Here is a 12,826-nt window from a genome sequence, read left to right on the forward strand (position 1 = left end):
AACTCTGTACAAAACAGGCCCTCATTTCGAGGCTCGCCTTGAATTTACCCCCCGGAAGACCTAATTTGTCTGATCAAATTGCGGGCGGGGATTGTCTCATGCCCATCCATGCCCCGTGCAGGGCCTCGGGACACTGCTGTCCTTGGGCGCTGCGCGAGGGCCGAACTCGTTTTGGGGAATGCGCTGTGCAGAAGATTCCGATGACCGGTGAAGGTTTGACCCGTCTAGAAGATGAACTGCGTCGGCTGAAAAGCGAAGATCGTCCGGCCGTCATCCGCGCCATTGCCGAGGCACGCGCTCACGGCGATCTGTCAGAAAATGCCGAATATCATGCAGCACGCGATCGTCAGTCCTTCATTGAGGGGCGCGTTCTGGAACTTGAGGAACTGATTTCGACGGCTGAAGTCATCGATCCCTCGCAGCTCTCGGGGGACACCGTGAAATTCGGTGCTCATATCGAACTGGTCGATGAGGAAACGGACAAGGAGAGCAGCTATCAGATCGTGGGCGTCCATGAGGCTGATATCAAGCTGGGCCGCCTTTCTGTATCCTCGCCGCTCGCCAAGGCGCTCATCGGCAAGTCGGTAGGTGACAGCGTGACCGTACCGACCCCAGGTGGCGACAAGAGCTACGAGATTCTGGCCGTCACTTTCAAATAAGCGGATCAGTATCAGCACGGGCTGGCGTCTGGCGGTTTCGGACGGCCAGCCCCAAAGCAAGAAAAGAAGACCGTGTCCGAAAGCCTCACCCTCACCTTCGCCGATATCCTTGCCGCTCATGAGCGGATTGCCCCCCATATTGTGCGCACGCCCAGCATTCGCTGCGCGGCCCTGTGCAAGATGACGGGTGCCGATATCTGGCTGAAGCTCGAGAATTTGCAGGCTGTCGCCTCCTTCAAGGAACGCGGTGCCGCCAACAAGCTGGCGCTGCTGAGCGACGAGGAAAAGAAACGCGGCGTGATTGCGGTCTCGGCAGGCAATCATTCACAGGGCGTAGCCCGTCATGCCAGCCTGCTTGGCATTGATGCCACCATCGTCATGCCGCGCCATACGCCCTCGGCCAAGGTCGAGCGCACACGTGGCTGGGGCGCTCATGTCGTGACCGAGGGCGAGGATTTCGCCGAAGCCTCAATGGTGGCTGAGGCAATCCGCAAGGAGAACGGCCTCGTTCTGGTTCATCCGTTCAATGATGTGGCCGTCATGGCGGGTCAGGGCACCTTTGCCATCGAGTTGATCGAGGACAGCCCTGAGCTCGATTATCTGGTCCTGCCGATTGGCGGTGGCGGGTTGATCAGTGGTTCAGCCATCGCCTCGGCAGCGCTGAGCCCCAACACAAAGATCATCGGCGTGCAGGTCGAGAGTCATGCCTCGCTCTCCGCCTTCCCCGAAGCGGCCGTGCAGGCACGTGGTGGCTCCACCATTGCCGAGGGTATTGCGGTCATGCAGATCGGCAATACCTGCCTCGAGACGGTTAGCCCGCTTCTCGACCGTGTGCTGGTCGTCACCGAGCTTCAGGTGGAATCAGCCATTGCTCATCTGGCCGAACAGGCCAAGCAGGTCTCCGAGGGCGCTGGTGCGGCGGCTCTGGCGGCAGTGATGGCCTATCCCGAGCTCTTCAGGGGCAAGCGGGTGGCCTTGCCGATTACGGGTGGCAATATCGGCACACGCATTTTCGCCAACACGCTGCTTCGCGCCCTGCGCCGTGACGGCCGCCTGCTGTCGCTCACCCTGCAGATCCCTGATCGCCCCGGTGTACTGGCTGACATCTCCACGCGCATCGGCAATGCTGGCGGCAACATCATTGAAGTCTCGCATCAGCGCCTCTTCGCTGCCCCTTCTGTGCAGACGGCGGAGCTGGAGATCATGATCGAAGCGCGCGATGGGGCTCACGCTGACCAGATCGAGGCGGATCTGCGCAGCCATTATCATCTGACTCGCGGCTGAACGGATTGCCCGCTCACTGCGAGCGGGCTTCAGTCGGAAAGTGGCTGGCCATCCAGCTCAGGCCGTCAGACAAATCATAGTCATTTGGCAGGGCGTAAAGCGTTGCCATGACCGCTTTATCATGAGCAGAGATGCCTCTGGTCGGGCCCTGCACTGTATTGCCTCGAATAAATCGAAGCAGTGTCTGCCTGTCATAGCCCTCTCGCTGATGAGGCGCGACAAACGCAATGCCTGACAACAGATCACCCAGATTTTCCCAGGATTCGTTCCTGAGCCGGCTAATATCGACGATAATCAGAACGCCCGTCAGATCCCGTCGTGTCATTGCCCCCTGCAACAGGCGGTCCTCGTCTGGAGCAGCATACTGCACAACAAAGCCTGGCGGCATAAGAATAGGCGGCCGGTCTTTCTTGCTATGGGTCGACGAAGAGGACAATCAGCGCACCGCATGCGGGCTGAGAAATTGCCTCATTTCATCCGATGTCGCTTCGATCTTGCGTTCCTTGTATTCCAGATCAGGATCAAGGCTGATGAAAAGATCGGGATTGGGTTTACCTATCCCCGCGGCCAGTTCGTTCGAGCGATCTTTGAAAAACATGAAAGGCTGCTTTCCTGCTCAGTCACGAGACAGGGAAAGGCCGAGCCCGCTCCCGATCATTCTGAGATGTTTGAACAGCATCGTCGAGAACTGGTCCTGCACACCATGGATATCGCCACAGACGCTCTGATACCAGCGGGGCAGTATGGCAAACTGGGGGGCGCCCAATGCCAGCATCAGACGATTTTCCCGGGAGTCATGGGGCAGGGCCATGAACTGTCATGGTTTTCCTGACCTAAAGCCCGATGTCTGATTGGAGAAATGCGTCACCCAATGAGGAGCGGCATTGCGAAAAACCGCGCCAGCACGGTAATGCCCATAAACCGATCCAACATTTATGTCGTATATGTTTGTAACTAATCTTATATATTGTTTTTCTGAAGCAGAAATACGCAATAAATTGTCAATCTCTATACGATTTCATGCCCCATCAAAGCGATTTGTTTTTCCGCTTTGACGAGGTCATGGAGAGGAGCGACACCGCACGGCTGCCGGAAAATGGGCGAAAGCGCGGCGCCATCATTCACTCCGGCAGAAAGCCCTCACGCTGTAGAACCGCAATGGCCGCACGGATACGATGGCCATAAGTATGTTCCTCCATCGTGCGGGCCTGAGCGCGGCGGGCCATTTCTATGCAGAGCGGTGTATTGTCAATATAGCGTGCCACCAATTGATCAAAATCGATCTTGTTCGAGAATGTCGGAATTTCATCTGCTGTGAAATACCGACGCAATTCATAAGTATCCTCGTGGAAAACCTGAAAAGCGCCAGCCGCCGCCGCTTCAAAGGTACGAGGTCCCGGCGTGGATGGTGCGATCATGAAACGCTTGTTTTCAAAATGGAGCGAACGTCCAAGGTTGAGCACAAGCTTGGAGCGGCGATACAACTCTATGAGTTGTGCTTTCTCGATACGAGCGTCAGAGAATCCAATACCAAATTCCCCCCAGCCCGGACCGATGATCTTGATATTCAGGTTGCGCAAGGTGGGCATCAGGTTACGCACGATATCCTTGCGGCTGGTAAAGGCTACCCCGCAAAAAAGGACGTCGATCGATTTTTCCACATCTGCTTCAATGGGCGCGTAATGCAGCTTGCGGCTTGCAGCCAAAGGCAAATGATAGACATGCTCTCGCTGATAGAAGTTATGACCCCAGCGATCACACGAGAAGATGACGTCAAAATCGTCCGTGATGCGATAATTCGCATCCTGCTCGTAGGGATCTTCCGTTGCCCAGAAAACGGTTGTGGCCCCGATCTTCTTTGCTTCACGGCAGACTTCGCCGAAATAGGTACTTTCTGGAAGATATGAACCAATCGCAAATACGATTGTGGGTTGGATACGCTCGATAGAGGCTGCAGCGCCGCTGATATGAACAGCGATCACATTCTCCTCACCAAAACATTCAGCCCAGCCATCCATGATGGATTCGCGGATCTGTGCATTGGCCTGGGACTCGTAGCGCCCGCCACTGCAAACGAGCACACGCTGGGTTCTGCCAGCAGTCTTCGGTCCTGCGTTTTCTGTCTCTGCTGACATGGTCTTTGCGTCCATTCCTCGTTCCGGCTTTGGGCATTGCCCCTCGCCAATTATCAGACGTGGCTGCCCGTGGGCGCCACACTCGCTTCAATGATCGACCCAAGTGCCTGACTGAAACGCGCCGGGCTGCAGTCACGGTCAATCGCTCGCAGGGCACCGGCCCTGATCATTCGCCATTTCTCAGGATTCTCGTAGAGTTCCGATAGGGCAAATGCGAAGGCGATCGGATCCTCGCCCGATGCGCTGGCCAGTTCGACCCCATCAACCCAGTCCATCTGCCTGGCGAGGAGGTGCGTTGCCACCACCGGCAGACCATGCGAGGCGGCCTCGTGCACCTTGTACGGCAGCCCTCCAGCATAGCGCGTGGGCGCGACGAAAAGACGGTGCGTTGCGTAAAGTGCGCGCAGGTCATTAACCGGGCCGACCCAGTTGATGCGCCTTGCAGCGCGCAACGCCGAGATATCAAGGGCCGGGTTGACATACCCGGCAACGGTAATCCGAACATCCTCAGGGAGATGCTCGTCAATCTCGGGGAGCACGTCATTGATCAGCCAGAACAGACTGTCGAAATTGGGTGCATCTTCGTCATGAAGGGCCCCCACGAAAAGGATATCACGGCGCGCCTCGAAGTCACGAGGGTCTGGCTGCGCAGCCAGCGCGTGACCCAATATCGAAACATTTTCGTATCCGGCCTCGCGGGCAAGAGCCGCATCGTGCGCCGAAACAACGACAATCTGCTGGCAATAATGAGCAGCCTCAAGCTCGCGTGAGACCATTTCATTCAGCGAGGGAAGCTTCTCCTTAGGCGGATGAAAACGTGCTTTTTCGATCACCCGTGGGGCAGCAATGACTTCAGTATCAAGGACGACACTATCCACCGGCAGGTGACGACTCTGCTCGGTCAGTACCGGCAGGAGGCGTGTGAGATTATGTGTGCGCCCGATCCAGATCAGGTCATAATATCCGGCGCGCTCCTCTATAAACGCATTCAGCTCACTCAGGTCACTCTGAGCCATGAGTTCAACATCGTCAGGGAAGTCGGTCGCCAGTTCGAGAAACGCGGCAGGGCGCGGCAGGACCGGGAATACAGTGACGTGAAAACCGAGCCGGCTCATGGCCCAGACAAGATCGTTGGAGCGCACATACCCTGAGCCAAGCGACCGCAGGGGAATACGATCCTCAATGAACAGGATACGGCGCCGACCGCCCCGATGGGAACGCGCAAGCACGGCATTGCGCACATGAGCCGGAAGCTGCTGCCTCAGATAGTCCTGATGCTGCCTGCCGAATACACGATGATTGATCTTGATCTGTGCCTGCGAGCCCGTGTTGCCCGAACTGCCAAATTCGAGATGCTCGACCATCACCCCGGGATCATACACGATACGCTTGCCAGAGCGGACGATACGCAGGCAGAAATCGGTATCCTCGAAATAGGCTGGCCGGTAAATCGTATCGTAACCGTCCAGCGCACGCGCGACCGAACTGCGTACCATGAGGAACGCAGCAGAGCAGTAATCCACGTCACGGACGAAATTCGCCTCTGGGATCGTTGGATTGTCCTGACGTCGATATCCATACGTTGCCCCATCACGCCATATGATCGACCCCGCCTCCTGCAACCACATATTACTGCGGATCAGTTTGGCACCGACGGCGGCAATGTCTTCTGAGGAGATCAGACGCGACAGCGCATTGCGGATGGCATGGGGGTAGAGACGCAGGTCGTTGTTGAGGTAGAGCACCGCGGGCGCGCGTACTTCGGCCAAGGCGGCGTTGCACCCGTCGAGATAGCCGATGTTGTAACGATAACGCAGCACCTTCACGCCGCGCACGACATGCTCGATACAAACGGTCTCGTCACTCGATGCGGAATCGACCAGAATGACCTGAAGCGCGCCTGCGTAGTTCGCCCGCAATGAGGCGAGAGCCTGCATGGTCAAGGCATATTTATCATGCAGGACCATGATGACTGAGAGTTGCGGCTCACCCTCATGCCTGAAGTCCGGCGCATGACGGGCAAGGATACGCTGCTGCAATGCCGCTGTTTCTTCAAAAAGACGGCGTGTCTGCGCCTCGGTGGGCGGGGCGACATCGCTCTCTTCGCCATATTTCAGGCGATGGGCCACCCAGCACGCATAGACGCTGTCAAACAAACCAGCTTTGAGCGAAGCACGTATATCAGGCTTCTCTCCAAAGGTCTTGAGATTGACACCCTCCGCCGGGTGACGGCCCTCTTTCGCGCCAAACTTGACGAAATGCTCGTAACCGTTGCGAAACGTCCCGTTCTCGATGCTCGGCGACACATCGGCATGAATGCGCAGGTAATATTGCTCGTCAAAGAAAGCCTGCGGGTTGAACTGACGCGGCGTCTGGTTGGTTAGATAATGATGAAGCGCAGACAAATACCGTCCCGCATTGATCTCGCGATCAACTTCCGGATAGCGCTCACGGTACCAGATTGGATCGAAATACCACGAGACACGATGATGGTCGGCGATCGACGGCATATCGAAAGCCAGAGCCTTGAAGAGCCCCCTGTCTTCGCTCCGCCCGGACAACACTTCGACCGAGAGTCGAGCGATGGCTTCAGGGTCCAGGAACCAATGACCTGACAGTCCCTCGGCTTCACCTGTTTCCAGAAAATGATCGTACCCGTTGACATAAAGCCCACAGGACAAGGCTTCAGAGATCAGGTGGCTGTTACTGATACGATAATGGGTTTCGCAGAAAAGCCAGTGCGGCGCATGGGTCGCGAAGCCCTTCATGCAATAATGGTCAAAACCCGATTTCAGTTCGCCGCGACATATCCCGGCGTAGATCTCTGGATAGGCCTGACGGTACCAGCTCTCGTCAAAATAACGATTGGGGGAAAACCCGTAGGATTTCCCGATCGTGTCATAGTGCTCAGCAGCATCGCGCAAACCGTTGGCAGCGATTTCGTCGGCTGCTTCAGGATGAAGACCGAGATACCAGTCTTCATCGACCAGACGCCATTTCGGGACGCGCGCTTGCTGCATGAGAAGGCCTTTCCCGAATGTCAGATGGCCGGCTCGGACGTATAGCGTGCCTCGATGCACTCATTGGTCCGGGCAACAACAGCCTCATTGACTTCTCTGTGCTCGACAGACGCAATGATGCCATCGGTGACAGTCACGATCACATCGAGCGCTTTGATACCCACCTGCTCTCCGATCGTGTTGACCAGACACAGGCGATAGCGACCCGCCATTTCTGCCGCATGGCCCGAAGCAATGGAAAGCCACCCCTCGAAACCGACGCAAAGCGGCGCATCGACAAAGATCGTCTTCACGTCGTGACGGACAAAGCGATTGAGCGCGAAAAAGAACACGTCATTACTGCTCTCGCCTACAAGCGCCACCGACATGGTCCCAGCGCGCTCGATCTGACGAAGGAAGCCCCAGCCGCGGATGAAGAGATTGCCATCATCGGTCAGCAGCGGAGCCGGGTCACCAATCAATCCACTCAGTGAATCAATATAGTGCTGGAAATCGTTTGCGCTGCGATGGGGGGGCGCCTCACGGTGGAGGCGGCTCAGCTTGATGCCGCGCAGAAGTCCGTCGGCATGCGACACACGGGCGAAATCAGCCATGATCTGCCCGTTCGACGGGCGCTCGATCTGGATCTCTTCGATCTTGCCATCCTTGACGGCGATTTCCACCGAGGTGACCATGAATGCGCCCGAACCATTGACGATATTGACCAGCGCCACACGGAAACGCCCCTCACACCACTTGCCACGCAGCGCGGCCTGGCCGGCAAAGCCGGAGCGACGAGGGGCGTTGGGGTAGATCGACAGCACATCGCCTCGCGCTTCGCGAATGCAGGGCAGGAAGATCATCGGGGTGTCGTCATCGCCGATCAGAACAGCATACATTGACCCAGCTGAACTGATCCCCGGCAGGACGTGCCAGCCACGGATATGGAACTCGTGCGACCCCGCAAAGTCCTCCGGCTCATTATCGGCCAACACGAAATGGCATACATCGTCGATGTAATATTCGGCACCCTGGATCGAATACCAGTCTGTCACAGTCTCGGGCAATTCGACGGACAGGTCACGAATGGTCGGTGGATCAAAGATATGACGCGGCGGGGCCTGATGACGCCAGGACGCGTGCGGCAGGAGATGGACCTGACCGGCATCGATCTGCATCTCGGCGGTACCCAGTTCACGCACAGGCGCAGCCTCACGGTACACGTCACGCATGTCGTTGGCGTAGGTCTCGGCCTGGGTCCACAATGCGGGCGATATATTGCCCATGATTTCGCGTCTGACACCCTCGGACGAGCGAAGCAGCTCGAGACGCTCAAGCACCATATTGGCGCGGCCTATCGGCACCTTGAACCCGTTGACACCATCCTTTACGCGGTCGCCCAACGCACCGACATCGGTCACGATGGGAATAAGCCCGTTCTGCCAGGCCTCGGAGAGGGATATGCAATAGGTCTCGGGCCAGATCGACAGGTTGAGCGCGACATCTGCCACTTGGAGAGCAGCAATATCGCCCGCCGAGTAGCGACCATACACCTTCACATTCGGGCGCGGCTTGCCGTTTATGACCGCATCGTATTCAGGGTGGATATAGCCGAAGATATGAAACTCAAAATGATCCGGATGCGCGATCTCGATCAGATTGAGAATGGTGTCGGCACCCTTTGTACGCAGGAAATTGCCGACAATGGCCACCTTGAGCGGCCGCTCACCTAGCGGCTCGTACCCCTTTGGCACGATGGGGATCGTGTTCTCTGGCGATGGTATCCCGAGGATCAGACTGCTTTTGCGGTCCAGAATCGGATAGATTTCGTGCGTCAGATTACGCGAATGCTCGGTACCGAACAGAATGAGATCCACCGAGTGGAGCATCTTTCCAATGAATGCCCGACGTGTCTGTTCGCCGCCATATTCAATGTTCTCGGCAACTTTAAGGATAATATCGCTGGCAACAACCGATTTGACCTCATCCTCGACATAACGAAGATCCTGGTTCAACAGATTGTAGCGCGATGAGATCAGCCAGAAATCATGGGCCGAAAACACCACGCCGGCTCCGCAGGCCTTTGCAATGATCGGCAGGGACAGGGCATGATGGCCCAGATGCTGGAAATGGACGATGTCGAAATTATACTGGCTGATGGCATTGGAAAACGCCATTTCTTCCGGGCCGTCGCACATGGCGTCCATCCAGCCCACTTCCGGCACGTCGTAGCGTTCGACTTCCTGACCGTTCGCCGTTGTCAGGCGGCAATGCGTACCACGACGCAACCAGTAGAAAAATTCGATCTCGCGACCGAGCATGGTGCACAGTGTCTGCTGATAGACTTCGACACCACCCCAAGCAGCCTCGTGAATGGTGGAATGTGTGCACATAAGCACACGCAGGCGACGACGACGGGGGGCGAGTTCGACCCCAGGGACCATACGCCGGAAATTGGCCTTGGTGACCTCCGCCATATAACGCAGACGATGCTCGTAAAGATGCGCTTCCTGCACGGATCGTTGCCCGGCGAGCGCGACATTGCGCCGAAGGTCACGATCATTCAGCAGTGCCGCAACAGCACTCACGACCCCATCGACATCGCGGGCCAGGAAGGTGCCCTCGACTTCGGCGAAATACTTCGTGTCCATGCTCTCGGGCGCTTCAACCACCTGAGCGGCACCGGCCAGGGCCAGCTCGTAAAAACGAGGTCCGGGTGCCGTCGCCTGGCTGATATCACCATGACTGGCGTAGTCACGGAACATGGTAAGCGTGACAGCGCTGGCATTGGCAAAGTCGATGAATGCCTCATGGCTTACAGGGCGCTGAATCGCCAGCTCGGCAAGATCTGCCGGAAGTGGCGGCAGATATTCGTTACCTGGACAGATAAGTTTGAGACGGGCCTGCGGAAACGCTGCAATGATACGTCGTAGCGTCTCGACGCGATTCGGCCACATCGTGCCGGCAAAGAAAATGTCGTAATCCAGCGCGTCAGCATCCCTGACCTCACGCTGATGGATCGTGCGGCTCGCGCCCAGCGGCAGATAGAAGCCCTTGCCGCGGTAGTGCTCGGCGCATGACGGGTCATTGGTAAAGACATAATCGAAAAGATGCGAGTTCTCTACATTGAAATCCTGCATGAAGGGATCTTCAAACGTCCAGAGAATCATCGTCTTGAAGGCAGGGCGGATGCGACGCATGAGCTGGGTATTGATGCGCTGCCCATCGATACAGATAAGCGTATCATGCTCACCAGATGCCGCAGCGGCAGCAAGTGTCATGTTATCCGCCAGGAGTATCTGGTCATGACCAAACAGAACCCGCGCAGCACGCTCGACCGCCAGGGTCAGGTATGAGTTCGGGTTATGGGTGTAGTTTGTATTATAAATAACAGCCATGAAGACCCCACCTGCGCATCTCGTCAACAAACGAGGCAATCCATGCCCGTTCACTGAACAGCCTTTAGCCTAATCGTCAGTCGGGAAAAAGTCTTCGTCGACGACTCAATCATTAAGTTGAGTGTCAATTCAACATGAAAAAATAAAAGGGCTGCCGAAGCAGCCCTTTCATAGTGTTTCTGCGTCTTAACAGCAGATTACACTTCGGTATTACGACGACGGATCGCCGCACCGAGGATATCACCGAGCGATGCACCGCTGTCGGACGAACCGTACTCGTTGATGGCTGCCTTGTCTTCCTCGACCTCACGGCCGCGGATCGTCAGGGCCAGCTTGCGCGAAGCGCGATCGACGGACACAACCTTCGCATCGACCTTCTCGCCAACCGCGAAACGCTCGGGGCGCTGCTCGGCCTTGTCACGAGCCAGTTCGGCGCGACGGATGAAGCCGGTCAGAACGTCGTCCACCTTCACTTCGATGCCGTTGGTCTGAACCGACGTCACGAGGCAGGTCACGATGTCGCCCTTATGGACGCGCGACAGGGTATCGGCTGCCGGGTCTTCCTGGAGCTGCTTGATACCGAGCGAGATGCGCTCCTTCTCAGGATCCACATCGAGCACCTTGGCCTGAACGACCTGACCCTTCTCGAACTTCGCCATGGCTGCTTCGCCGGCTTCGTCCCAGGACAGGTCGGACATGTGCACCATGCCGTCGATATCGGCAGAGAGACCCACGAACAGACCGAATTCGGTGATGTTGCGGATTTCGCCTTCGATGGTCGAACCGACCTTGTGCTCTTCGGCGAACTGCTCCCAGGGGTTGCGCTGAACCTGCTTCAGGCCGAGCGAGATACGACGCTTGGCGCTGTCCACGTCGAGAACCATGACGTCGACTTCCTGCGAGGTCGCGACAAGCTTGCCCGGATGGACGTTCTTCTTCGTCCAGGACATCTCGGAAACGTGTACCAGACCCTCAACGCCGGGCTCGAGCTCAACGAATGCACCGTAGTCAGTGATGTTCGTGACGCGACCGGAGTAGCGGGCACCCGGCGGATACTTGATCGCCACGTTCTCCCACGGATCAGCCTCAAGCTGCTTCATGCCCAGCGAGATACGCTGCGTGTCGGAGTTGAAGCGGATGACCTGAACGCGAACCGGCATGCCGATCTGCAGGGCTTCGGACGGGTGGTTGATGCGCTTCCAGGCAATGTCGGTGACATGCAGGAGGCCATCGACGCCGCCGAGGTCAACGAACGCACCGTAATCGGTGATGTTCTTGACGACGCCATCAAGGATCATGCCTTCCTTCAGGCCCTGGATCAGCTCGGAGCGCTGCTCTGCACGGGTCTCTTCAAGAACGGCACGACGCGAGACAACGATGTTGCCACGAGCGCGATCCATCTTGAGGATCTGGAAAGGCTGGGGCTGGCCCATGAGCGGAGCAACATCGCGCACGGGGCGGATATCGACCTGGCTGCCCGGAAGGAACGCCATGGCGCCACCGAGGTCAACCGTGAAGCCGCCCTTGACGCGACCATAGATCGTGCCGTTGACGCGCTGGTTGTTCGCAAAAGCACGCTCAAGCGAGGTCCATGCCTCTTCACGACGGGCCTTCTCGCGCGACAACACGATGGAGCCGTCACGATCTTCATAGCGCTCGACATAAAGCTCGATCACGTCGCCCGGACGAACGTCAGGCGCAGCGCCCGGCGGTCCGAATTCCTTGAGCGAGACGCGACCTTCGCTCTTGAGGCCGACATCAACGATCGCGAATTCGTCCGTCAGGCGGATGACGCGACCGGTAACGACGGAGCCGTCAAAGCCCGTGTCCTGGCCGAGGGTCTCGTCAAGAAGAGCTGCGAAGTCTTCGACGGTATTGGTGGCTGAAGCCATGTGTTTTCGTAATCCTGGGCCGATCGTGACGATCGGGCCAATGTCTGCGCCCGACATCTTGGCCGGACGGCTTGCTCGATGATCCTGGGCCACCCATGAGCCTTCGGGGAAAGATCACCCGCAAGATGCGGGGGAACGGACAGCGCAGGTGGCGTTACGCTGCCCGTGGTCAGACACCCGCAACGGGGCACTTGTCAACAAAAACCTGAATTTCCGGGCCGAAATCGGCTCCCAGGCATCGACTCCGAGGCAAATCGCAACGGTCGCCGGTCATGCCGTTCAGTCATGCTGTCCGCATGAAGTCGAACATTCGTGCGCGCAAGGGGGGGCTTCGCGCTGCAAGACGCCCCGGTGACCACATGAGTCCGATGACAGTGCAGGAAAGAGACCCGTATGCAGAGAGCGTTTGAGGCGCCTCTATCTTTCACTCTTATGCCGGGGGCAGGATCGATGGATAAA

General features: G+C 57.4%; 9 protein-coding genes. 2 read left to right on the top strand and 7 right to left on the bottom strand.

The annotated features are described in order from the left end of the window. Positions 1–185 precede the first annotated feature (185 nt). Positions 186–659, top strand: a complete 474-nt coding sequence (greA, locus tag ACWNRM_RS01730; protein WP_031240013.1) for a transcription elongation factor GreA — start codon at positions 186–188, stop codon at positions 657–659. 72 nt (positions 660–731) lie between these two features. Next, a complete protein-coding gene (locus tag ACWNRM_RS01735) occupies positions 732–1,943 on the top strand; it encodes a threonine ammonia-lyase (RefSeq protein WP_485169205.1) in 1,212 nt (403 codons plus the stop codon). 13 nt (positions 1,944–1,956) lie between these two features. Here the strand turns inward: ACWNRM_RS01735 and ACWNRM_RS01740 are convergent, their stop codons facing one another. The 7 genes from ACWNRM_RS01740 to rpsA all read right to left on the bottom strand — a co-directional run bounded on the left by ACWNRM_RS01740 (position 1,957) and on the right by rpsA (position 12,367). Further along, on the bottom strand, positions 1,957–2,268 hold the full coding sequence (locus tag ACWNRM_RS01740; RefSeq protein WP_485172135.1) for a hypothetical protein: 312 nt from the start codon (positions 2,266–2,268) through the stop codon (positions 1,957–1,959). Positions 2,269–2,379: 111 nt separating this feature from the next. Then, positions 2,380–2,541 (bottom strand): hypothetical protein, encoded by a 162-nt coding sequence (locus ACWNRM_RS01745; RefSeq protein WP_485169207.1) that lies wholly within the window; start codon positions 2,539–2,541, stop codon positions 2,380–2,382. Between the two features lie 18 nt (positions 2,542–2,559). Further along, positions 2,560–2,754: a hypothetical protein gene (locus ACWNRM_RS01750; protein ID WP_485169208.1), complete on the bottom strand. Its 195-nt coding sequence runs from the start codon at positions 2,752–2,754 to the stop codon at positions 2,560–2,562. A 310-nt stretch (positions 2,755–3,064) separates the two neighbouring features. Then, positions 3,065–4,093 carry a CgeB family protein gene (locus ACWNRM_RS01755; protein WP_485169209.1) on the bottom strand — a complete coding sequence of 343 codons (1,029 nt, stop codon included), beginning with the start codon at positions 4,091–4,093 and terminating at the stop codon, positions 3,065–3,067. A 38-nt stretch (positions 4,094–4,131) separates the two neighbouring features. Beyond that, positions 4,132–7,098, bottom strand: a complete 2,967-nt coding sequence (locus ACWNRM_RS01760) for a glycosyltransferase (RefSeq protein WP_485169210.1) — start codon at positions 7,096–7,098, stop codon at positions 4,132–4,134. 20 nt (positions 7,099–7,118) lie between these two features. Further along, the gene (locus ACWNRM_RS01765; RefSeq protein WP_485169211.1) at positions 7,119–10,475 is read right to left on the bottom strand and encodes a glycosyltransferase family protein; all 3,357 of its coding nucleotides are present in this window, start codon (positions 10,473–10,475) and stop codon (positions 7,119–7,121) included. A gap of 197 nt (positions 10,476–10,672) precedes the next feature. Beyond that, positions 10,673–12,367: a 30S ribosomal protein S1 gene (gene rpsA / locus ACWNRM_RS01770; RefSeq protein WP_485169212.1), complete on the bottom strand. Its 1,695-nt coding sequence runs from the start codon at positions 12,365–12,367 to the stop codon at positions 10,673–10,675. Positions 12,368–12,826 lie beyond the last annotated feature (459 nt).

Source organism: Asaia sp. A2 (genome assembly GCF_057319415.1).